The sequence below is a fragment of the Alteromonas sp. B31-7 genome (assembly GCF_015767655.1).
Classification (GTDB): Bacteria; Pseudomonadota; Gammaproteobacteria; order Enterobacterales; family Alteromonadaceae; genus Alteromonas; species Alteromonas australica.
The window spans coordinates 771,091-792,975 of sequence record NZ_CP065233.1 but is presented as its reverse complement, the minus strand read 5'-3'; the positions used below and the strand labels follow the sequence as shown (position 1 = coordinate 792,975).

General features: G+C 43.8%; 19 protein-coding genes, 2 tRNA genes and 1 rRNA gene. 6 read left to right on the top strand and 16 right to left on the bottom strand.

The window, feature by feature from the left end:
- Positions 1–140: 140 nt before the first annotated feature.
- The 3 genes from IUA53_RS03435 to IUA53_RS03425 form a co-directional block, all read right to left on the bottom strand.
- Positions 141–217, bottom strand: a tRNA-Ile gene (locus IUA53_RS03435).
- A gap of 95 nt (positions 218–312) precedes the next feature.
- A tRNA-Ala gene (locus IUA53_RS03430) sits at positions 313–388 on the bottom strand.
- An 81-nt stretch (positions 389–469) separates the two neighbouring features.
- A 16S ribosomal RNA gene (locus IUA53_RS03425) occupies positions 470–2,003 on the bottom strand.
- 490 nt (positions 2,004–2,493) lie between these two features.
- Between IUA53_RS03425 and IUA53_RS03420 the strand changes: the two genes are divergently transcribed.
- Positions 2,494–2,955, top strand: a complete 462-nt coding sequence (locus IUA53_RS03420) for an RNA recognition motif domain-containing protein (protein WP_044058077.1) — start codon at positions 2,494–2,496, stop codon at positions 2,953–2,955.
- Positions 2,956–3,087: 132 nt separating this feature from the next.
- On the opposite strand, the gene IUA53_RS03415 is transcribed toward IUA53_RS03420, so the two are convergent.
- Positions 3,088–4,251, bottom strand: coding sequence for a DUF5610 domain-containing protein (locus tag IUA53_RS03415; RefSeq protein ID WP_231401249.1), 1,164 nt, complete (start codon positions 4,249–4,251; stop codon positions 3,088–3,090).
- Between the two features lie 169 nt (positions 4,252–4,420).
- Between IUA53_RS03415 and trmA the strand changes: the two genes are divergently transcribed.
- Entirely contained in the window at positions 4,421–5,518 is a 1,098-nt protein-coding gene (gene trmA, locus IUA53_RS03410; protein WP_156141797.1) for a tRNA (uridine(54)-C5)-methyltransferase TrmA, read from the top strand.
- Positions 5,519–5,554: 36 nt separating this feature from the next.
- Here trmA and fabR read toward each other — a convergent pair whose 3' ends face one another.
- Entirely contained in the window at positions 5,555–6,154 is a 600-nt protein-coding gene (fabR, locus tag IUA53_RS03405) for an HTH-type transcriptional repressor FabR (protein ID WP_044058080.1), read from the bottom strand.
- Between the two features lie 258 nt (positions 6,155–6,412).
- Here fabR and IUA53_RS03400 point away from each other — a divergent pair, with 258 nt between their 5' ends.
- Together IUA53_RS03400 and sthA are read left to right on the top strand one after the other, a co-directional pair.
- Entirely contained in the window at positions 6,413–7,540 is a 1,128-nt protein-coding gene (locus IUA53_RS03400) for an acyl-CoA desaturase (protein ID WP_196898388.1), read from the top strand.
- Between the two features lie 182 nt (positions 7,541–7,722).
- A complete protein-coding gene (gene sthA / locus IUA53_RS03395) occupies positions 7,723–9,150 on the top strand; it encodes a Si-specific NAD(P)(+) transhydrogenase (RefSeq protein WP_044058082.1) in 1,428 nt (475 codons plus the stop codon).
- 55 nt (positions 9,151–9,205) lie between these two features.
- On the opposite strand, the gene IUA53_RS03390 is transcribed toward sthA, so the two are convergent.
- Positions 9,206–9,520 (bottom strand): hypothetical protein, encoded by a 315-nt coding sequence (locus IUA53_RS03390; RefSeq protein WP_044058083.1) that lies wholly within the window; start codon positions 9,518–9,520, stop codon positions 9,206–9,208.
- Positions 9,521–9,640: 120 nt separating this feature from the next.
- Here IUA53_RS03390 and IUA53_RS03385 point away from each other — a divergent pair, with 120 nt between their 5' ends.
- Complete coding sequence (locus tag IUA53_RS03385) at positions 9,641–10,213, top strand: uracil-DNA glycosylase family protein (RefSeq protein WP_044448617.1); 573 nt, start codon at positions 9,641–9,643, stop codon at positions 10,211–10,213.
- Here the strand turns inward: IUA53_RS03385 and IUA53_RS03380 are convergent.
- Positions 10,210–12,438 (bottom strand): bifunctional diguanylate cyclase/phosphodiesterase, encoded by a 2,229-nt coding sequence (locus tag IUA53_RS03380; protein WP_196898385.1) that lies wholly within the window; start codon positions 12,436–12,438, stop codon positions 10,210–10,212. The genes IUA53_RS03385 and IUA53_RS03380 overlap by 4 nt on opposite strands.
- 140 nt (positions 12,439–12,578) lie before the next feature.
- Here IUA53_RS03380 and IUA53_RS03375 point away from each other — a divergent pair, with 140 nt between their 5' ends.
- A complete protein-coding gene (locus IUA53_RS03375; protein ID WP_044058086.1) occupies positions 12,579–13,484 on the top strand; it encodes a TIGR03899 family protein in 906 nt (301 codons plus the stop codon).
- A gap of 38 nt (positions 13,485–13,522) precedes the next feature.
- Here the strand turns inward: IUA53_RS03375 and IUA53_RS03370 are convergent, their stop codons facing one another.
- The 9 genes from IUA53_RS03370 to IUA53_RS03330 all read right to left on the bottom strand — a co-directional run bounded on the left by IUA53_RS03370 (position 13,523) and on the right by IUA53_RS03330 (position 21,809).
- On the bottom strand, positions 13,523–14,269 hold the full coding sequence (locus IUA53_RS03370) for a phosphoadenylyl-sulfate reductase (RefSeq protein WP_044448621.1): 747 nt from the start codon (positions 14,267–14,269) through the stop codon (positions 13,523–13,525).
- Positions 14,262–15,980, bottom strand: coding sequence for an assimilatory sulfite reductase (NADPH) hemoprotein subunit (cysI, locus tag IUA53_RS03365; protein WP_044058088.1), 1,719 nt, complete (start codon positions 15,978–15,980; stop codon positions 14,262–14,264). The genes IUA53_RS03370 and cysI overlap by 8 nt, the downstream gene beginning before the upstream one ends.
- Positions 15,980–17,800, bottom strand: a complete 1,821-nt coding sequence (locus IUA53_RS03360) for an assimilatory sulfite reductase (NADPH) flavoprotein subunit (RefSeq protein WP_196898383.1) — start codon at positions 17,798–17,800, stop codon at positions 15,980–15,982. The genes cysI and IUA53_RS03360 overlap by 1 nt, the downstream gene beginning before the upstream one ends.
- Positions 17,801–17,965: 165 nt before the next feature.
- On the bottom strand, positions 17,966–18,721 hold the full coding sequence (locus IUA53_RS03355) for a TIGR04219 family outer membrane beta-barrel protein (RefSeq protein WP_044058090.1): 756 nt from the start codon (positions 18,719–18,721) through the stop codon (positions 17,966–17,968).
- A gap of 3 nt (positions 18,722–18,724) precedes the next feature.
- The gene (locus tag IUA53_RS03350) at positions 18,725–19,717 is read right to left on the bottom strand and encodes a DUF2333 family protein (protein WP_196898381.1); all 993 of its coding nucleotides are present in this window, start codon (positions 19,715–19,717) and stop codon (positions 18,725–18,727) included.
- Positions 19,718–19,874: 157 nt separating this feature from the next.
- Positions 19,875–20,219, bottom strand: a complete 345-nt coding sequence (locus IUA53_RS03345) for a hypothetical protein (protein ID WP_044058092.1) — start codon at positions 20,217–20,219, stop codon at positions 19,875–19,877.
- Positions 20,219–20,419 (bottom strand): PspC domain-containing protein, encoded by a 201-nt coding sequence (locus IUA53_RS03340; protein ID WP_081869521.1) that lies wholly within the window; start codon positions 20,417–20,419, stop codon positions 20,219–20,221. Before IUA53_RS03340 ends, IUA53_RS03345 begins: the two co-directional genes overlap by 1 nt.
- A gap of 77 nt (positions 20,420–20,496) precedes the next feature.
- Positions 20,497–21,159 (bottom strand): phage shock protein PspA, encoded by a 663-nt coding sequence (pspA, locus tag IUA53_RS03335; RefSeq protein ID WP_196898379.1) that lies wholly within the window; start codon positions 21,157–21,159, stop codon positions 20,497–20,499.
- A 356-nt stretch (positions 21,160–21,515) separates the two neighbouring features.
- Positions 21,516–21,809 carry a hypothetical protein gene (locus IUA53_RS03330; protein ID WP_044058096.1) on the bottom strand — a complete coding sequence of 98 codons (294 nt, stop codon included), beginning with the start codon at positions 21,807–21,809 and terminating at the stop codon, positions 21,516–21,518.
- Between the last annotated feature and the right edge of the window lie 76 nt (positions 21,810–21,885).

Here is a 21,885-nt window from a genome sequence, read left to right as displayed (position 1 = left end):
GCTTTTTCACGACCACTTGCAAAGCAAGTGACGTAAAACTACAACCAATTCGCTTGGTAAAGTTAGTTTGAATGCGAGAAGCGCAATGTGCTTTAGCACCTGAGCATCGCAGCGTTCAAAATAACGCAAGCAAGTAGAATTGGTAGGCTTGGGCAGACTTGAACTGCCGACCTCACCCTTATCAGGGGTGCGCTCTAACCAGCTGAGCTACAAGCCTATTTTCTTAGCCAGTCGGCGTTGTGACCTCACCGCTCTTATTCGAGGGCAGGGCTGCAACCATCCAAGCTACAAGCCTAGGGCAAAACAAGCAGATGGTGGAGCTAAGCAGGATCGAACTGCTGACCTCCTGCGTGCAAGGCAGGCGCTCTCCCAGCTGAGCTATAGCCCCATAAGCTTATGTCGTTCTTTATTTTTTTAAACAAGACTATCTGTGTAGGCACTGCATCAAGTGTGTCTTTCGACGTAATGGTAAGGAGGTGATCCAACCCCAGGTTCCCCTAGGGTTACCTTGTTACGACTTCACCCCAGTCATGAAACACAAAGTGGTAATCGTCCTCCCGAAGGTTAGACTAACTACTTCTTTTGCATCCCACTCCCATGGTGTGACGGGCGGTGTGTACAAGGCCCGGGAACGTATTCACCGCAGTATTCTGACCTGCGATTACTAGCGATTCCGACTTCATGGAGTCGAGTTGCAGACTCCAATCCGGACTACGACATTCTTTAAGGGGTCCGCTCCACATCACTGTCTCGCTTCCCTCTGTAAATGCCATTGTAGCACGTGTGTAGCCCTACACGTAAGGGCCATGATGACTTGACGTCGTCCCCACCTTCCTCCGGTTTGTCACCGGCAGTCTCCTTAGAGTGCCCAACTTAAGGCTGGCAACTAAGGACAAGGGTTGCGCTCGTTGCGGGACTTAACCCAACATCTCACGACACGAGCTGACGACAGCCATGCAGCACCTGTGTCTGAGTTCCCAAAGGCACCAATCTATCTCTAGAAAGTTCTCAGCATGTCAAGTGTAGGTAAGGTTCTTCGCGTTGCATCGAATTAAACCACATGCTCCACCGCTTGTGCGGGCCCCCGTCAATTCATTTGAGTTTTAACCTTGCGGCCGTACTCCCCAGGCGGTCTACTTAGCGCGTTAGCTTCGCTACTCACGACTTAAAGTCACAAACAGCTAGTAGACAGCGTTTACGGTGTGGACTACCAGGGTATCTAATCCTGTTCGCTACCCACACTTTCGCACATGAGCGTCAGTCTTTGGCCAGGGAGTCGCCTTCGCCACTGATGTTCCTCCAGATATCTACGCATTTCACCGCTACACCTGGAATTCCACTCCCCTCTCCAAGACTCTAGTCTGCCAGTTCTAAATGACTATCCCAGGTTGAGCCCGGGGCTTTCACATCTAGCTTAACAAACCGCCTGCGTGCGCTTTACGCCCAGTAATTCCGATTAACGCTCGCACCCTCCGTATTACCGCGGCTGCTGGCACGGAGTTAGCCGGTGCTTCTTCTGTTGTTAACGTCACGGCTAGCAGGTATTAACTACTAACTTTTCCTCACAACTGAAAGTGCTTTACAACCCGAAGGCCTTCTTCACACACGCGGCATGGCTGCATCAGGGTTTCCCCCATTGTGCAATATTCCCCACTGCTGCCTCCCGTAGGAGTCTGGACCGTGTCTCAGTTCCAGTGTGGCTGATCTTCCTCTCAGAACAGCTAGAGATCGTTGCCTTGGTAAGCCATTACCTTACCAACTAGCTAATCTCACTTGGGCCTCTCTTTGCGCCGGAGCTAAAAGCCCCGTTTGGTCCGTAGACATTATGCGGTATTAGCAGTCGTTTCCAACTGTTATCCCCCTCGCAAAGGCAAGTTCCCAAGCATTACTCACCCGTCCGCCACTCGTCATCTTCTAGCAAGCTAGAAATGTTACCGTTCGACTTGCATGTGTTAGGCCTGCCGCCAGCGTTCAATCTGAGCCATGATCAAACTCTTCAATTAAATATATCGAAATATGAATCGTCGTTGTGACACTCTTAACGAGTGCCCACACAGATTGTCTTGTCTAAATTGTTAAAGAACGTTGCGACTTCGTCGCAATTCACTAGAAGCTATTGCTTCTTAGTGGCTCACCCTGTTCGAGTGAGGTGCGCATTTTACATCGCTTATTTTCGATGTCAACCTTGTTTTTAAACTTTTTAATTGCTTGAAAACTTGGTTTCGCACTTGATTCTTCGATTGCTTCGTTTTGCTTGAAGCCCCCTCAGAACGTGGAGCGCATTATAGATAGCTAGACATAAAGATCAATACTTAAATGAGATTTTTTTGCTTTTTAGATCATTTACGCACTCAAACGTCTATTTTTACAGCATTCCTTACCTTTCCATACGCCTTTAGACTACTTTTTTCACATTCTGTTGTTCAAATTGTTACAAATGAGTAAACTATGACCAGCCTCCAATATGATAATAAACACTAGAAAGGTAGGTATATGAAAGTAGGCTTTATTCAATGCACTGTAATTAGTGCAATTTTTGCAATAGCAGGTTATTTGTTATTTTCTTCTGCTAGTTTTAATACTCACATTCCACTTACGGTGTCAGGCTCTCTGTTACTCAGTGGAATACTTACTCCTTGGCTGGCGTCGCTTCTTAACTCTACGCCCTCTTCTTCATCGGAATCTTCTAATAGTGCAATCACTGAAACGTTATATGTGGGTAACTTACCCTATCGTGCCAATGAATCTGCAGTAAAAGAATACTTCGGAAGTTTTACCGATGTTCAATCTGTGCGTTTAATGAAGGATCGCAAAACAGGGAAAAGAAAAGGGTATGGGTTCATTGAGGTTCTGACTGATGACATTGAGACAGTAATCAATAAAACCAATGATTCTATTTTTCAGGAACGTACTCTTAAGGTACGACCGGCGAAAGATAAAGTTGAACATGCGTAAAATAAAAAACCTGGGCTAGCCCAGGTTTTTTTATTCTTCTGTTTGTTGCGGTACTGCGTTAAGTAACTGCTGATTAAACGAGTGGAACCGGTTAATCGCTGTCACTAAATCAGGTACTTGCACATCTTCCATTTAGTTAATGATCCCAGCGATCAATGAATTATAGTCTTCGCCTGATTCTAACGTATTTGTGGCGTTTTCAAATGCACTCATCATTTTCTCAAGATATTGAGAAATGGGGCTAACAATGCTTCCGTACTGATTTTCTACTTCACCGTTTTCACTGTAGTGCTGAATATTCTCGTAGGCCTTAACCACTTCAGCCTGTGTGGTTCGGTTAAGTTGCAATGCGTAACCGACGAGTTCCTTATCATCGAACCCCAAGGTTAGGGCTTGTTCAAATGCTTTGTCTACATCACCATTGTAAAAAGTATCAGCGAGATCCTGTGTTTGCTCCACCAAGTCAGCAATGGCGGTAAGCTCTTCTTCGTCTAGCTCCCCTTTTAAAGAAAAGCTAATTCCATTACTTTCGAAGTACTGATAACGCTCTACCTGCTGCGAAGATGAACCTTGGTTATCTTCGTTGCTGGTGTCGGCATCCTGGTTATTCTCACTCGCACTGTATAATGACGACGCACTAAATTGCTTTACGGATTCAAAACGTAGTTGAACTTCGTCACCATCTTTTGTGCGAATTAACAAACTTCCCGATTTGGCGTCGGCCATATTTAATGCATTTAGCTCGCTCGCATTCACACCGGGATTAAAGATATCTGTCTCTAACTCATTTATACCGGTATCGATCAGATCTCTGCTGCGTGTAATGCCTTCTTCAATTTCATCGTTCATAAAACCGGCAAGATCTTTTTCTGCCATCGCAAAGCCTTTACTCACCCCTTCTCGCGCTTGCGAAAATAGGTTGTTAAGCTTTTCATCATTCGCGCCACCCTCAGCTGCACCACGAATAACACCACCAACAAAATTAAGTACATTCTTTGCCACTTTTTCAAAATCGAATAGGCTCGTTTTCCCACTCTCTTCTGACGATTGACTGTCCTGTGGGCGCTTTCCATCAATGCTCACATTTTGGTTCAAAGCGCCGCTAACGACCTTTAAACCAATGGTGGTCTGAGAGCTATTCACCGTCACTGTGGCTGCCTGTTGCTTTGCAAATTCAGCGGCTTGTTGTAACCCCTCTTTCTGAAGCTGCTGCTTAATAGCATCATTGGGGTGAACAGCTGCCTTTTCATCGGCTTTTTGGTCGCCCATAAAAGCCTTAACTTGACTGACGTTCATAATTAGATCCTCACTATCCTCATTAGTGGTTATCGGCAGCAAATGCACTTTGTTTAATTTTAGTACTAAAAAACTTTCCTCACACGTGCTTTACTCGTTGCACATATAATAGAAGTCACTACAATTCGCCCACTTTGTTTTATCTGCTAATCACTAAATGGAGAGCCCAATGACAGTACCTGGCCATCAAGAATATCAAACACAACTGGATGAAAAGGTATCAAGACTAACGCAGTTGCTTTCTCCTTTTAGTGCTCCCGCTCCTAGCGTGTTCGCATCAGCTCCTGTTCATTATAGAATGCGAGCAGAGTTTCGCGTATGGCATGAAGGTGACGATCTCTATCACATCATGTTTAATCAAGAGACCAAAGAAAAATACCGCGTTGACCAATTTGCTCCCGCATCTAAAACAATCAACGACGCCATGATAGCGCTACTCGAAAAAGTAAAGCCGTCTGACGTTTTGCGCAAAAAGCTTTTTCAAATAGATTACCTTTCCGCTCTTTCTGGTGAATTAGTCATCAGTCTTTTGTATCACCGACAGCTAGACGATGCGTGGGAAGCCGAAGCCACTAAGCTACGGGAAGCGTTGCAGTTACAATTTCCCGCAGTCAATATTATTGGCCGTGCCCGTAAACAGAAAAGGGTAATAGGCGGCGATTTCGTAATAGAACGTTTACCTGTGAATAGTCATACCTTTGTCTTTAAGCATATAGAGAACAGCTTCACGCAACCAAATGCAGATGTGAACTGTAAAATGATTGAATGGGCATTAAACTGTGTGGCTCCTCTGAAAGGTGACTTATTGGAAATGTATTGTGGTGCGGGAAACTTCTCAATCCCTCTCGCGCTTCACTTTGATAATGTCATTGGAACAGAAATTGCCAAGCCTTCGGTACAAGCTGCACAGTACAACATTGAAAAAAACAACTTGGACAACGTTAAAATAGTCAGGCTTGCTGCGGAAGAATTTACTGAAGCGATGAAAGGTGAGCGTACGTTTAGCCGCCTTGAAGGGATTGACCTATCTGCCTACAACTTCACCACCGTGTTGGTCGACCCTCCAAGAGCAGGCTTAGATCTAGATTCTCTTAAAATGATCCAAGATTACGAAAATATTATCTACATCTCCTGCAACCCTGAAACCTTGGCCGAAAATTTAACCCACCTTTGCGAAACACACGATATCGCGGAATCAGCGTTATTCGACCAGTTTCCTTTTACGCATCATATTGAGGCTGGCGTGTTATTAACCAGGAAGGGGTGAATAGCGCTGATGGTGCTAATAGACTAGCAATACGCTTTATTTAAACGACTGAGTTGTTGCGCCCATTTGTACAAAACGCAACTGGGCCTTAACTCTTTCACCAATTTCTAATCGTAGTTTTGTGTCGGCCTCTAGCGCTTCGGCACCTGCACTAAATACCAGCCTAACCATGGCGTCAGCTTGTAATTGTGCAATACGGTATTCGACACCCTGCCGCTCAATAATATAATCGGTGAGCTCTTCCACGAAATGTTGAATCTCTCTAAACACCGCCAGCCGATAAGCGCTTGACGTACCGGTATGCTCCCTCAACAACAAACGAAAAACATTTTTGTTAGCGGCAATGAATTCCATAAAGGTTTCAACTGACGTGTTAATGACGCCTCCACCCGACGCAATGCGTCGCCTAGCCTGACGCATAAGCTGACGCAAAGCTAAACCCGCTTCGTCAACCAGCGTTAAACCCAGCTCATCCATATCCTTAAAATGACGATAAAATGAGGTAGGTGCAATACCTGCTTCTCTCGCCACTTCACGCAAACTAATGGCGGATAAACTGCGATTTTCATCCAACAGCGAAAATGCGGCGTGAATAATGTTTTGGCGAGTTTTTAACTTTTGTTCTTGACGACTCACGGAAGCCCCAATTAATTAGAGAGACATAGTTTAACGCAACTTAACGCCTAAGTAGAGCCGAAATTAGGCGATTAAATTGGCGAAATTTCCTTATCTAACAGGCTACTGATGAGCATTTGCTCAAATTAAGCCCCATTAACGCTTCGCGTAAACTACACTTAGAGTTTACAGATGTCAGCAGAACTTATTAGGGTTTTACTTGCCTGACATTGAATAAAACGATAAATTGGCGCACAGTTGTAAGCTGAGTTGTTAATCATGAATAAACCACCCCTTATCTTAACCAATGTATTGGTATTTCTCATTACCGGTGCAATTGCGTGCATTGGTGTACCTGTATGGATTGCACACCACGGAATTGATTGGGCAGAAATTGGTACTGCTATTTTCTTGTTCTATTTCACAGGAATGTCGATTACCGCGGGATATCACCGCCTTTGGTCTCACAAAACCTATGATGCAAATATTGTTGTTAGAATAATATTAGCAATCGGGGGCGCTATGGCGCTTGAAAATAGTATCTTGCATTGGTCTTCCGATCACCGCGTGCATCATCGTCATGTGGATGACAATGATAATGACCCTTATTCAGCGAAAAAAGGCCTATGGTTTGCACATATAGGTTGGATGCTTCGCGAATATCAAGCCAAACGTTACGACGATTATGGTAACTGTAAAGACTTGCAAAAAGACAAAGTCGTGATGTGGCAGCACAATTATTATTTGCCTATTGTATTAGCCGCAAACTTCGGCATAACCGCCTTATTAGGTTGGTTAAACGGTGATGTATTGGGCATGGTACTTATTGCAGGTGTACTTCGATTAGTATTAGTGCATCACGTGACTTTCTTTATCAACTCCCTTGCGCATTTCTGGGGAAGTCAGCCGTATACGGATAAAAATTCAGCCCGTGATAACGGCGTTTTAGCGTTCTTCACCTTTGGTGAGGGTTATCACAACTATCATCACATTTTTGAGTACGATTACCGAAACGGTATTCGTTGGTATCAATTCGATCCTACAAAGTGGTTAATTAGAGGACTTTCTTACTTAGGGCTTACCCATAATTTACGTAAGGTGCCTGAAGAAAGAATAGAAAAAGCACGGGCTGCAATGCAATTGCAACGAGCCAGTGAAAAAGCCTCTCTATTACCAAATGCTGAAGAGGTAATGCATACAATTCAAGCTGAATATGATTTGTTGATGCAAAAAATGTCAGACTATTATGCAACTAAAAAACGTTTAATGCGGCTTAAGCAGAAAACCATTAAACGCAGTATTGAGGGGCTCGAACTTACCTATAAATATAAAGAGCTTAAGCATGCGTTCGCGTTGCAGAAACAGAAATGGCTGCACCTGCAAAGCCTTTCGTTGCAACCCGTGTAGCTATTTTCCCCATCATTCTATTACTTCGTCTTTTAAGGAGCCCATGTAAATCACTTTATATGGGCTTTTTTGTTTATTTGGCATTTGCGACTAGAGTTGAAATTACAAAGCGGGTAACGTAGTCCACACTAGGTAGTGTTTATTTACAGTTAGTTAGACGATTTTAAGAATAGGAAGCAGCTATGGCGGCAAAGCAGAAAAAGGCGACAACCCCCTCTTCATTTCATTACGATGCCATTGTAATAGGAACAGGTCCTGGCGGTGAAGGCGTAGCAATGCAGCTAGCAAAAGCCGGCAAAAAGGTTGCCGTGGTTGAACGATACGAAGCCGTTGGCGGCGGGTGCACACATTGGGGTACTATTCCTTCTAAAGCGTTACGTCATTCCGTCAGCCGGCTCATCGAATACAATAGCTCTCCTTTATTTGCTGACAACCACCTTAGCCGTAGTCTTACCTTTTCAGAAATCATGCATCACGCCAGCGGTGTAGTAAAAAGTCAGACTCGACTGCGCGCCTCGTTTTACGATAGAAACAGGGTAACCTTATTTCATGGTGAAGCAAGTTTCGTTGATGCTCATACCCTTGAAATAACGCGTCAAGATGGCTCAAAAGATACCGTTACAGCGGCGCAGATCGCCATTGCCACAGGCTCTCGCCCTTATACGCCTAGCGATATTGACTTTACACACCCTAGAATATACAACTCAGACACCATCTTATCCTTAGATCACGATCCTAAGTCCATCATCATTTATGGTGCAGGGGTCATTGGTTCTGAGTATGCCAGTATTTTTAGAGGTCTGGGTGTGAAGGTTGATTTGGTGAACATGCGTGATCGCTTACTTTCTTTCCTTGATACAGAGATATCTGATGCCCTAAGCTACCACTTGTGGAACAACGGTGTGCTTATCCGTCACAATGAAACGTACAAGTCGGTTGAAGCTACTGACGATTCAGTAATATTAAATTTAGAATCCGGTAAACGTATGCGAGCCGATTGCTTATTGTTTGCAAACGGAAGAACCGGTAACACCGACACGTTGGGATTACAAAATATAGGTTTAAAAGCCGATGGGCGTGGTCAGCTCAGAGTTAATGAAAACTACCAAACTGAAGTAGACAATGTGTATGCAGTTGGTGATGTCATTGGCTATCCAAGCTTGGCTTCCGCCGCCTATAATCAAGGTCGCTTTGCAGCAGAAGCCATGTTAGAAGGCAAAACTCACGCCGAGCTTGTGGCTGACATCCCTACCGGTATTTATACCATCCCCGAAATCAGTTCTGTGGGAAAAACGGAACAAGAGCTCACTGCCGCTAAAATTCCATATGAAGTAGGCCGCGCTCAATTTAAGCACTTGGCAAGAGCGCAAATTGCCTCAACGCAAGTAGGCAGTTTAAAAATTCTCTTCCATAGAGAGACGAAGGAAGTGCTGGGTATCCACTGCTTCGGAGAGCGTGCTTCCGAAATTGTTCATATCGGACAGGCGATTATGCAACAAACCGGGGAAGGAAATACCATTGATTACTTTGTGAATACCACTTTCAACTACCCTACAATGGCTGAAGCATATCGAGTGGCTGCGATTAACGGATTAAATCGGATATTCTAAAAAGAGAAATTTTAGAGGAAAAAAACCGACACTAGGTGTCGGTTTTTTATTGAGATTAGTTTCGGTTCGCTGCTAATGTATTTTGCGCTGAAAGCGCTTCTCTATGAGCTACGATATCGATGTGCATCTTCTCTTGGTCAAATGTCATAGTGGCAATAGCATAGTCTCCAAGACTTTCGCTTGCTACATTTACCATTTTTTGTTGTGCATCACGGAAACGAATGTTGCTGCTAATTTTGTCAGCCATACATTGGTTATTCATTTCGAACGATTTAGCGTCCATACAATCGAAAAGCTGATTGTCATCAGATCCCGCATGCGCAATACCAAAAGTGGATAATAAGGCTAATCCTAGTACTACTTTACGCATGGTTTTTCTCCTGTGTTACAGTTCATCACTGTTAATTGTTACTATAATGTATATACATAAATTAGTCAATGTGGATCATAGTAATATGACAAAAGTATGACAGCGGAGTAATTTTTCAACGTGACTCAAAAAAATTTAGATTCTCTTGTTCAGCAAGCAGCAAACTGTACTTTATGCAAGCCCTATTTGCCTCACCCGCCACGTCCCATCTTTTCGTTAGGACACTCCAAGCTTGTGTTGATTGGTCAAGCGCCTGGCCTAATGGCACACAATACTCACCAAGCCTTTAACGATAATAGCGGCAAGCGTTTAAGAGGCTGGTTAAACATGTCAGAAGAAGAATTTTACAACCCCAGTGTGATATCCATTATGCCCATGGGGTTTTGCTTTCCAGGATACAAGAATGGAGCCGATGCCCCTCCTCGTCCAGAGTGTGCTCCTACCTGGCACAAAACCCTATTAGAAGAGATTCAACCTAGCACAATTTTGTTGGTGGGAAGGTATGCTCAGCAATACTATCTCCCTCAATTTAAAACCCTTACAGACGCATTAAATAACGCTAATTTTGAAGAAGGGATTATTCCCCTCCCCCACCCATCTGGGCGAAACAACCGTTGGCTAGCAAAGAATGCGTGGTTTGAAAGCCAATATCTACCCAAGGTGGTCAAGCACCTCAACGCGCTCAAGCATTAATTTTTGGCGTGTTGCAGGAAATCAAGTAGCTCGCCAAAAGGCATAGGTTTAGCGTACAGATAGCCTTGTGCTTCATCACAGCCCAGCTTAATCATATAGCTGGCCTGTTCTCGGGTTTCTACGCCTTCAGCAATGGTTAATAGCCCAAGCTTGTTTCCTAAGGTAACAATCGTCTCCGCCAAAACAGCACTTTGTCCTGGCTGGATATCCTTCACAAACGAACGATCTACTTTAAGCCGGTCTAAAGGTAACTTTTGCAGGTAGCTCATAGAAGAAAAGCCCGTACCGAAATCATCGATGGCAATCGCTACACCGTGCGCCTTCAGCGTACTAAGCGCATCAATAACAATTTGCGGTTCGTCCATCACGACACTTTCTGTAATTTCTAGTTCAAGGAAACTAGGATCGCAATTTGATGCCTTTAGCGCATCTTTGACTTTGTCGACAAAATATCTATCTCGAAACTGCGGAATAGAGATATTTACGGCTACCCGCAAATTGTCAAACCCTGACTCGTTTAAACTTTTCAATCGTCGACATGACTCTTCCAGTACCCACTGGCCAATATCGACAATGAGACCCGAATATTCTGCTAAGGGAATAAAGACGGCAGGTGAAATATAGCCATTATTGCCATCAGGCCAACGCAACAAACCTTCCATACCGACGACTTTTTCACTGAGCAAGTCAACTTGAGGCTGGAACCATAGCTCAAGTTTTCTTTCCATAAAATCACTACGCAAGCGACGAATCATGTCTAATCGCCAAGTGGTTTGGTCTTCAATATCTTTAGCGTAGTATTCGTAGTTGTCAGAAAGGTTCTTTTTAGCGCGGTTAAGGGCAATATTGGTGCGTTTTAATATTTCGATGCCCACATTCGGTTTATCATCTAATTGACAAAAACCAATGGTCACGCTGACGGGTAAAGTATGATCACTCACCTTGAAGGAAGATTGAAACAAGGTTTTGATTGTGTCTGGGTTAACCTCTTTAGCTGGCCCAATCAGCCCAAACACATCGGCCCCAATTCGCCCTCGTCTCACCTTTTCGCTAAAGTTATCCTGAAAACGCTCGCTAATGGCCCTTAGCAAATCATTCCCTGCTTCTTGCCCTAAGCCATCATTAATATCAGAAAAATGATTCACATCAACAAGCGCCACGGCGTAGTCTGTTCCGGCATAAAAATGCGGTTTATCCAGCATGTTAATAAATTCATTTCGGTTAGGCAGGCGGGTCAACCAGTCTCTAAAAGCCGCATTTCTAAGTTCGTGAAATAAGTTTACGTTTTCATACCCTACAGAAATGCTCGATAGAAACACTTCTAATAGATTCTTATCTAACTCATGAATTTGACGCGCCATGTGAACATAAACAGCGGCTTCAAACCCGGCACGGTTGATGTAGAGCACCGATGAGTCTGCTTCGAAAATATGCTGTTTCAGTCGCAAACAGCGATTGATTTGCTCAACAATATTTTTATTCTTTACGTTATCGATATGTTCATTAATTAATGGCGCATATTCGCCGGCCGCCCCTAACACATAAACGCCATTGTCGTCTTTATCAAGCACGGCGCCGGCTCGTGCACACAGTAAGCCATCGGCTTCTAAACCGATAAGCGAACTAATTTGCGTCACTACCCCTTCGCAGAATCCTTTCACCGAATGCTCTTCAAACAAGTTAGACGATGAAGAGATAATTTTCTCTAACCCCAATCGATTTTGATTAATGGTCATTATCTGTTGGTAAGAACGTAACGATGAGATAACGGTAGTGAGAAGCTTGCCGCGAGTGAGTTCGGTTTTTGTTTTATAATCGTTAATGTCGTAAAGCTTAATGACTTCTTCTTCGGGCGCATACCCGGGCTGGCCGGTACGTAAGATAATACGCGGCTCAAAGAGCTCCATTTCCTCTCTTATGTATTTCACTACATGAAAGCCGGCGTCGTCAGTTTCCATGACAACGTCAAGAAGGATAATAGCAATACTTTTGCCATAGTCTTGCAGTAACTGCTTGGCTTCGTTACCAGAATAAGCATGAAGAAAGTTTAGCTTTCTATCATTGACGATGAGATCTGATAATGCGAGCCGCGTGACGGTATGTATCTCTTCGTCATCATCGACTATCAATATATTCCATTGTTTATAAACCTGAGGCTCTAGGCCACTGGCGTCATCGTCATCTAAAAAGATTAATTCGTCGTTATCGTAATCCGTTGCCGACATAACTGCTCTAACCCTCACTACCATTAAATACCGCTGCGATTTTGCGGAATCTGCGCTGTATCACACCCATTGATTAATCATATCTAGGGTGCAATAGTGTCTACCTTAGTTTTCGCTATTAGGCTTTATCACTGTAAAATATGAAAATTACCCCAGATCCTTATGCCTCACAGGTTACAAAACCCGAAAATAGCAAAACGTCTGAGCCAACGGGTGAAAAAGAAAAAACGGCTAAGCCGACTCATCACTCTGCCAACGTCAGCCCTGTACGTCGTAAAATTTTGTCCTGGTTCTCTCGCGTAGGTATTTCACCATCTATGTCTACGCTCGATCCAAAGCGTGAAAAACAGGCGCTAGAACGAAGAAAACAAATATTAGAAATACAAAAGGCAGCAAATTTACAGGCCGTTTTAAATATAGCACTAAATGTGGCGATTACCGAATCTCAAAGCGATAGTCTTGACCCTGATTGGTTTTTTGCTTTTAGTTCTATGGCAGAAGAGATATATAGCCAGCCCATGCAAGAATTATGGGGTAGAATTTTTGCCGTGGAAGTGAGTAAGCCCGGAAGCTTTTCGTTACGCAGTTTGCAACTGTTGAAATCGCTGACCCATCGCGACGCGCAAATATTCAGTAAGGCCGTGAGTATGGCTTGCCGACGTCAGCACGACAATGTTCCACGTATTTTAGTTGGCTATCATAAACGTAGAGGCGTATTGTCGTTTCTTGGTCCCTCAGCCCCTCAACAAATTAATCTCGCAAAAATGGGACTTTCCTACCCTGACCTATTGGCGCTTCAAGATATGAAATTGTTGTATGCTAGCGAAATAGAAAGCGGGGAATATGAACAAGGCCAGCAAATATTTTGGCGATGTGGCAATGAAAGCTTTACCTTAGAAGCCAATCGTTCTGGGGTAGCGTTGGTGTATTATAAGTTCACTGCGGTAGGCAGTGAACTTGCGAAGCTTGTATCTAGAAAGGAAAACTCTGCCTACTTACCGGCACTTAAAGAGCGACTGAGCAACGTCTTTATTGTTACCGAATAAACCGTCGCTCTCGTATGCTTACTAAGGCGAAGAAACCGCTAAATTCCATCACCAAATTCATGTAAGCCACACTCTCTTTTTAATCCAAAAAAGCGGGTATCTTGCTCATTCATGCCTTCTTGTAAAGACTGCGTTGTGTGCCAATCGCCAATAGACACGTAGCCTTGTTCCCAAAGTGGATGATACGGTAAGTTGTGCTCTTTTAAGTAATAATGTAAATCCTTATTACTCCAATCAATGATGGGATAAAGCTTAAACTGATTACCCACTTTTTGAAGTACCGGAAGCTTGCCTCGTGTGTCGGATTGGCTTCGACGTAACCCCGCGAACCAGGTTCCAGCTTTCAATTCGCCTAGCGCACGCTGCATAGGTTCAACCTTGTTCATCTGGTTGTACTTCTCTATGCCCTCTATACCTTTTTCCCACAATCGACCAAATCGAGCTTCCTGCCAAGCTGCAGATAGCTTGGCACGGTACACATGTAAATTTAAGTCTAATTTCTCGGTAAGCTCATCAATAAAGCCATAGGTTTCAGGAAACAAATAGCCCGTATCGGTTAACACCACAGGTATATTGGGTTGAGCTTGCGTCAACATATGCAACATAACAGCAGACTGTGCACCAAAGCTGGAAGAAACAATATGATTAGCCGGTAGGTTTTCCAGCGCCCAAGCTACACGAGCTTGGGCATCCATTGCTTCTAATGCTTCGTTAATATCAGCAAGCGCTTCTTTACTAATATCGAGGGTCAACGGCGTAATGTCGCTAAGTGTTGAATTAGTCATAAAAGTCTCGTGCGGAATCTACAACAGGCGCGATGATGTCTTTGCGAATAACAAAATCACCAAATGCCTCGTTTTCATTGCGCTCTTTTGCCCACTGTCCAATTAACGAGTCAAGCTCATTCATGATTTCTTGCTCGCTGATATTCTCACGGTACATTTTTGGAATACGGGTACCTTCTCGGTTTCCACCAATATGGAAGTTGTATTTACCCGGCCCTTTACCGACAAGCCCTACTTCAGCCAACATGGCGCGACCACAGCCGTTAGGACACCCTGTAACCCTGAAGATGATACTGTCCTGCGCCAAACCATGCTTATTCAGAATGCCTTCCAGCTCGGTCACCGCATCGGGTAAATAGCGCTCAGCTTCGGCCATTGCCAATGGGCATGTGGGTAATGCAACACAAGCCATTGAATCTAGGCGTTGATTCGAAATTTCCGGCGCAATTAAACCGTGCTCTTTCGCTAAGGCTTCAATTTGCGCTTTATTTTCTGGCGCGACACCAGCAATGATAAGGTTTTGATTCGCCGTTAAACGAAAATCACCTTTGTGTATTTTAGCAATCTCGGCACAGCCTGTTTTTAAGGTCTTGCCTGGATAATCGAGAATACGCCCATTTTCAATAAAGACGGTTAAATGGAATTTACCGTCAATACCTTCAACCCATCCAAAGCGATCTCCACGTTCGGTAAACTCGTAAGGGCGGCTCTCAGCAAACGTCACGCCTGCACGCTTTTCAACTTCAGCCTTAAAGTTATCTACGCCCACACGTTCTAGCGTATATTTGGTCTTCGCATTCTTACGGTTTACGCGGTTACCCCAATCTCGTTGGGTAGTCACTACGGCTTCAGCTACCGCAAGGGTATCTTTTAGTGAAATAAACCCAAAATCTGACGCTTTGCGAGGAAAGGTAGATTGGTCGCCGTGGGTCATCGCTAAGCCACCACCCACTAATACATTAAAACCAATTAACTTGCCCGCTTCTGCAATGGCCACAAAGTTCAGATCGTTTGCATGCACATCTACGTCGTTTTGTGGCGGAATAACCACCGTCGTTTTAAACTTACGAGGTAGATAGTTATCACCCAATATCGGCTCTACAGGCTTCTCAGTGGTCTCTACTTTTTCACCGTCAAGCCAGATCTCTGCGTAGGCACGGGTTTTAGGGAGTAAATGTTCACTGATTTTTTTCGCCCATTCATAGGCTTCCACATGCAGTTCAGACTCAACGGGATTCGACGTACACAACACATTTCGGTTAACGTCGCCGGCGGTTGCTATCGAGTCAATGCCCACCTTGTTGAGTGTTTGGTGCATTAATTTAATTTTCGGCTTAAGCACACCGTGAAACTGAAAAGTTTGTCGGGTAGTTAAGCGAATACTGCCATAAATGGTTTGCTCTTCAGCAAATTTATCAATAGCAAGCCATTGCTCGGGCAAAATAATACCGCCAGGCAAACGAGCACGAAGCATCACATTGTGCAGTGGCTCTAATTTTTGCTTGCTACGCTCTGCACGAATATCGCGGTCGTCTTGTTGATACATACCGTGGAATCGAATTAGCTGGAAATTATCAGCCGTAAAACCACCAGTGAGATCGTCTTTAAGATCTGCCTCAATAGTGCCTCGTAAATTGTTACTTTCGCGCTTTAAGCGTTCGTTGTCAGCAAGTTTGCCCTCAACGATAAAGGGAGATTTTTCATTGCTCATTAATAGACGTCCTTCTGATAACGTTTTGCTTTGCGTAACTCGACGATATAGGCTTTCGCGTCAGCTTCTGACTTATTGCCGTGCTCTTGTACAATGCTAATAAGCGCATTTTCAACATCTTTAGCCATATGCGTTGCATCACCACACACATAAAAATGAGCGCCTTGTTCAAGCCATTCATATACCGCTTTACCCTGCTCAAGTAATCGGTGCTGTACGTAGATCTTTTCTTCTTGATCACGTGAAAATGCGAGGGTGATTTTGTCAAGCAAACCGTCTTTAACGTAACCTTGCCACTCTACTTGATACAGGAAGTCTTGAGTAAAGTTGGGGTTACCAAAAAATAACCAATTTTTACCTTCCGCGCCTTGAGCATCACGCTCTTGCATAAATGAACGGAAAGGGGCAATACCGGTTCCTGGACCCACCATAATGACAGGTGTATTAGGATCTTCAGGCAGGCGGAAGTTATTGTTGGGTTCAATAAACACATCCACTTCGCCGTTTTCTTCTAAATATTCACACAAGAAGCCTGACGCTCCGCCTTGATGGCGATGGCCAAACGCTTCGTAATCCACATGGGCAACGGTAAGATGAACCTCTTCTTCAACTTCGCTTTGACTAGAAGCAATAGAATACAATCTTGGCGTAAGTGGGCGTAAGGCCTCTACTAAGCTTTGTTCTGATATTTTTCCAGGGTGCTCTCGCACAATATCGATAATTTGGCGCTGCGCCATATACGTACGTAACTGCGCTTTATCTTCCATTAACGTGGCTAACGACGTTGATCCTGTGGCCGCTTGGTACGCTTTTACAAAAGTAGGATAACTCAGTGTTAATTCCAACTTGTGGGTTAACGCTTCTCGCAAGCGCATTTTTTCATCGCCCACCGTCACCTCTGCGTCACTATCAAGAGACAGCACACTAATGAATTCGTCTACCAGTTTTGGTGCATTCTTAAACCATACACCCAGTGCATCACCGGCTTGATATTGAATGCCTGAACCTTCAAGGCTAATTTCGATATGTCGAATATCTTTAACAGAGTCTCGCCCTGTTATTTTCTGCGAATCAAGAAGCGTAGCTGTGTAAGGCGCTTTTTTCGAGTATGTTTGTGCTGGAGCTCCTTGAACGGCAGCGCCAGTCTGGGCGGCAACAGCCGCTGGAGGAGCGGCAGTAAAATCCTCTTTTAACGCTTCAATGAGTTTAGAAATCCAAGCTTCGGCTTGTGCTTCATAATCAACGTCAAGATCTGCTCGTTCAACCAGCGCCTTTGCACCAAGTTTGCCTAAGCGTTCGTCAAAATCTTTGCCTGTTTGGCAGAAAAATTCGTAGCTGCTATCACCTAAGCCTAGAACCGCATATTTGGTGTTAGACAGTTTGGGGGCTTTTTTGCCGCTGACAAACTCATGCAGTTCGATGGCGTCATCTGGCGCATCACCTTCACCATGCGTGCTCACAAAAAGCGCCACGTGAGTTTCTGATTTCAACTGGCGGGGTTTGTAGTCTGCCATGCTAACCAGCTTGCTGTTATAGCCAGCTTCTTCAGCTTTCGCCTGAAACTGCTGCGCTAACCCTTTAGCATTTCCGGTTTGAGAGCCATACAAAATCGTTAACGTCGCCGCTGGCGCAGCGCTTTCTGGTGCAGTGATCGCAGGCGCAACGGCTGAACCTTGCGCCGCAGCCATACCAGCTGCATATCCACTCACCCAGGTTAATTGATCGCGATTTAAACCACTTATTGCTTGGGTTATCGCATTCCACTGCTGCTCATTTAAGATGGCACCAGGGACAGATTGTTGATTCGGTTTCTGAGACATAATTCACTAGCCTTAATTTGATGGCATAAGGCTAACGACTTTATTCAAGAAGAGAAAAGAATAAATGAAACTTTTTTATTACCTAAAGTGATTAAGAAATAAAAAAGCACCTTTTAATAACAAAAGGTGCTTTAGAAAAAGGCTTAAATTTAGAAAGGTGACGCCCTAAAAATGCAGCTCTAGGCCAGCAAATACGCCGTCAAACTCCATATCAGCATAGATATCATCTAAATCTTCAATATCCACAGTGACGTTTCGGTAACCCACTTGCACTGTCATATCAATGGCAATACTTTCAATAAAAGAATAGGTGACGGCTACCTGATAATCGCTAAGCTCGTGATCATCAAACGACAAATAGCTGCCTTCTGCGTACGCCGCTAGCCCAGTAAACGGCAAGCCTACTTGAACCTTCGAGTACACCATAGGCACTACGCCCGTAAAGTCACCCGAACTTTGAGTATCACTATCGGTATCTTCAACAAAGAAAGCGCCATCAATGTATTTCGCATTTAGTCCTACATCAAAGCTAATGAGGTCATTGTCGAAAAGTTCGTAGTAAAGAATAAGATCCGTGGCATCAAGCTCTATCACTGTATCTACTTCACTGTTTGCCGTATACAGCTCACCATCAAAGGTGAAGTTAGCATCTAATGTTGTAGTACCGTTGTTGTCTAAAGTCGTGTGGCCCACTTTAATGTTAGGGACTAGGGGAAGAGGATGTTCAAATGCAATATACAAAGACGTATTTGTTTCATCGCTAAAGTTAAAGTCGGCCGTTGATGAACTGTCGGCAAAGCCACCTGATGTATCTGTTTGCCACGCCTGCGCACCAGCGTAAACACCCGCGATAGTGTCAGCTTGCGAATTGACCGAGAACAGCGCACAGCCTAGAGCGGCTGCGAAAAGACCCTTTTTCATGGATTATCCTTGATTTAATAGTTCTGAAAGTTCGATTAAAGCGGCATTTGCACGAGAAATATAGTTTGCCATTACTAACGAGTGATTAGCTAACATACCAAAACCACTGCCATTTAGAATCATAGGGCTATACACGGTTTGCTGTGTGACTTCCAATTCGCGAATAATTTGTTGAAGGCTGACTAATGCATTCTTATCTTCAAGAACGTCAGCAAACTCAATTTCAGCTGCTTTTAAAAAGTGTAGCAAAGCCCACGTGGCACCGCGCGCTTCATAGAAATTATTGTCTAATTTCCACCAGCTTGTTTTCACCACACGTTGCTGCCCATTGTAGGTAGACTGTTTAGCTTTCGCTTCACCCGCCAAATCGGTGTTCAGTCTAGCAGAACCTACGCTTGCACTTAAGCGCTGTGAATAGCTACCTAACCGTTTTTCCACTTGTTTTAACCATTCTCGTAAGTTATCGGCCCGAGTATAGAACTGGCTGTCCCCGTTTTGTGGGTCGGCTAAGGCATCGCGGTATTGTTTTAAAAGCGTAATTCCATCGCGATAACTGGATTCAGAAGAAGGAAACATCCAACTTCTGTGATCCATATTGAATTTAGGGTGGGCTTTCGTTAAATAAGGGTTTTCAATTGATTGAGATTGGGAGCGGCTGAAATCTTTTCGCATGGAAAGGGCAAGGTCGCGGATCATTTCTAATACACCAAACTCAAACGAAGGCATATTGTCTAAGAACACACCGGGAGGTATAACATCGTTAGACAGGTAACCGCCGGGTTTATCTAACAGTGTTTCAGACACTTCAATCATTGTTGATGTAAGGGTATATCCAGCAATATTTGCGGGGTTGGCCACCGATGTTTGTTGCGCTACACGTTTATTAACATCATAAGTAGCAGGGGCAAAGCTCCAGTACCATCCAATTAACCAGAACAACAAAAACACAGCCACAACAATTAGGGCAATCCATTTTGAGTTTATTGATTGTCTCATGCTTATGCCAACCTTCCTTTTCAAAATGCATAAAGCCGGTGAAAACCGGCGTTATGCTAAAATTTACGTTACTACAGAAATACTAAATCTTTATGACGCTGGGTGCTATAACACCATTTTTTCACTCATGAATACAACTTAAAACAGTTTATGGTGACTATAAAGGTTGATTAATTCTTGAGTTTGGCCGTTTTTTGTCTTTAAAGGCGTAAATGAGTAGCGCCAGAACAATAATAGGCCAGAATGCGCCCACGCCCAATGCAAGTAACGCTAAGAACGCAGCGCCTATGGTTAAAAACAAGGTGCCGATGACACTAACAGCGACTACAAACCCCACTACCACAATGACTACACCAACGGTTGTCAGTAACGCCATTGCTTCCCACATGTCTAATGACTCGTTGGCCATATTTAAGTGAATGCCAAGAAAATCATGCATCACACTTCCTAAGCAGTTAACAATGACAATGGCTATAACCAATGCAATTAAGAAGTTTTTCATTAGGCTATCCTAGGTAAAAGCACCACGGCAGCGAAGTATGCAACTAACGCAATGAAAGGCACGAAGATTAACGCCGCAGCCGCCGCTACTCGCACCCATAATGTATCTACATCTAAATAGCGAGCGACACCAGCACAAACACCGGATATCACCGCAGCGTCTAAATCTCTGTAAATTCGTTTTTCAGTAGGCATTTTCATTATATTCTCCACTATTTTTACCTAGGTTATATAGGCTGCTGCCACGCAGCCGTTATGCTTTTGCCTTTTGCTAATAACTAGGCAACTTTGCTTTTTTTCAACTCAGCCAACTCATTTTCAATTGTTTCATCACGCTCTAAATCGGCAAACTCTTCGTTCAAGGACACTGTCTTTTCAGGTAGGTCATAGGCTTCAACTTGCGCCTCTAAATAATCGATACGCTGCTCATAGTGCTCAAATCTCATCATTGCATCATCGATTTTCGTGCTGTTTTGCGACGTCTTTACTTTTAAGCGTGCAGAGACGGTTTGCTTGCGCGTAATGAGTGCTTTTTGTTTCTGCTTCGCTTCACGCATTTTTTCATTAAGTCGTGCCGTATCTATTTGAAGCTTTTCAATACTCTCTGACAGCTGCGTTAACTGCTCGTTTATCGCTGCCGCTTTATCGACATATTTATGCTTTTCAACAAGCGCGGCTTTCGCTAACGACTCTTTATCGTTGTCCATGGCAAGTTGTGCTTTACGCTGCCAATTATTCACCTCTTTGTTCACTGCAAGCAGTTGACGATTTAAGGTTTTTTGTTCAGCAATGAATCGCGCTGCATCACTTCTCACTTCCACGAGTGTTTCTTCCATTTCCTGAATAATCATGCGAATAATTTTTTCAGGATCTTCCGCTTTATCTAGCATTGCATTTAAGTTTGCTTGAACGATGTCGTTTATGCGTGAAAACATACCCATTGTGATTCTCCGTTACGTTAGTGATGTCCACTTAGGCCCTAATAACACTGCAAGACCATGGTAGAGATTGTCATTTTCATCTTGAGCACTGAAACGTGCGCTTGTTTATAAAGTACAATCAATAGACATGCCAAAACCTCAACTCTTTGAATTTTAATAACTTTATAAAAAGTGGTCGTCTAATCCTCCTTGCACAATTAGGAAAAAACTCAGATTTGGCGAATTTGACAAAAGCGTTAGTTAATTTGACCAATCTTGAAGGTGCGCTAGCAGCGTCAGCAAAACTAGGTTCCATAAGACCAGACATAAAAAAACGGCACCTTTTAGGGTGCCGTTTCTTGAACAATGGGGTATGTTTAGTTTATTTCTTTTTCGCTACTTTCTTGAGCGCTACTTTCTTGAGGGCTCACCGAGGCAATGTCCATAATTTCAACATCGCCACCCGTGCTTGCTTCATCATCCAAATCAAAATGATAGGTCACATTGGCAATGGACTGACTAACGCCATTTTGAATTTCTACGGTTGACGCACTTAATGCTTGTCCCACCAAATTGGTAAGTAGCGATTCTAAGACTGACTCTTGTGCACTTGCTGTTGAAGTAAACAAAGTAGCGGCGAATAGAGTAGCTGTAACTAGTGAAGTTTTCATAATTTCCCTCGATTTAAATCACTGCAACAGCACTTTGCTATTGCTTTGATTTAACTATTGCGAGAGCTGTGCCACT

Excerpts from the sequence above, each read along its gene's own strand:
- IUA53_RS03420 (WP_044058077.1), top strand. The coding sequence starts at position 2,494 with ATGAAAGTAGGCTTTATTCAATGCACTGTAATTAGTGCAATTTTTGCA.
- IUA53_RS03415 (WP_231401249.1), bottom strand. The coding sequence starts at position 4,251 with ATGAACGTCAGTCAAGTTAAGGCTTTTATGGGCGACCAAAAAGCCGAT.
- trmA (WP_156141797.1), top strand. The coding sequence starts at position 4,421 with ATGACAGTACCTGGCCATCAAGAATATCAAACACAACTGGATGAAAAG.
- IUA53_RS03400 (WP_196898388.1), top strand. The coding sequence starts at position 6,413 with ATGAATAAACCACCCCTTATCTTAACCAATGTATTGGTATTTCTCATT.
- sthA (WP_044058082.1), top strand. The coding sequence starts at position 7,723 with ATGGCGGCAAAGCAGAAAAAGGCGACAACCCCCTCTTCATTTCATTAC.
- IUA53_RS03390 (WP_044058083.1), bottom strand. The coding sequence starts at position 9,520 with ATGCGTAAAGTAGTACTAGGATTAGCCTTATTATCCACTTTTGGTATT.
- IUA53_RS03380 (WP_196898385.1), bottom strand. The coding sequence starts at position 12,438 with ATGTCGGCAACGGATTACGATAACGACGAATTAATCTTTTTAGATGAC.
- IUA53_RS03375 (WP_044058086.1), top strand. The coding sequence starts at position 12,579 with ATGAAAATTACCCCAGATCCTTATGCCTCACAGGTTACAAAACCCGAA.
- IUA53_RS03370 (WP_044448621.1), bottom strand. The coding sequence starts at position 14,269 with ATGACTAATTCAACACTTAGCGACATTACGCCGTTGACCCTCGATATT.
- cysI (WP_044058088.1), bottom strand. The coding sequence starts at position 15,980 with ATGAGCAATGAAAAATCTCCCTTTATCGTTGAGGGCAAACTTGCTGAC.
- IUA53_RS03360 (WP_196898383.1), bottom strand. The coding sequence starts at position 17,800 with ATGTCTCAGAAACCGAATCAACAATCTGTCCCTGGTGCCATCTTAAAT.
- IUA53_RS03355 (WP_044058090.1), bottom strand. The coding sequence starts at position 18,721 with ATGAAAAAGGGTCTTTTCGCAGCCGCTCTAGGCTGTGCGCTGTTCTCG.
- IUA53_RS03350 (WP_196898381.1), bottom strand. The coding sequence starts at position 19,717 with ATGAGACAATCAATAAACTCAAAATGGATTGCCCTAATTGTTGTGGCT.
- IUA53_RS03345 (WP_044058092.1), bottom strand. The coding sequence starts at position 20,219 with ATGAAAAACTTCTTAATTGCATTGGTTATAGCCATTGTCATTGTTAAC.
- IUA53_RS03340 (WP_081869521.1), bottom strand. The coding sequence starts at position 20,419 with ATGAAAATGCCTACTGAAAAACGAATTTACAGAGATTTAGACGCTGCG.
- pspA (WP_196898379.1), bottom strand. The coding sequence starts at position 21,159 with ATGGGTATGTTTTCACGCATAAACGACATCGTTCAAGCAAACTTAAAT.
- IUA53_RS03330 (WP_044058096.1), bottom strand. The coding sequence starts at position 21,809 with ATGAAAACTTCACTAGTTACAGCTACTCTATTCGCCGCTACTTTGTTT.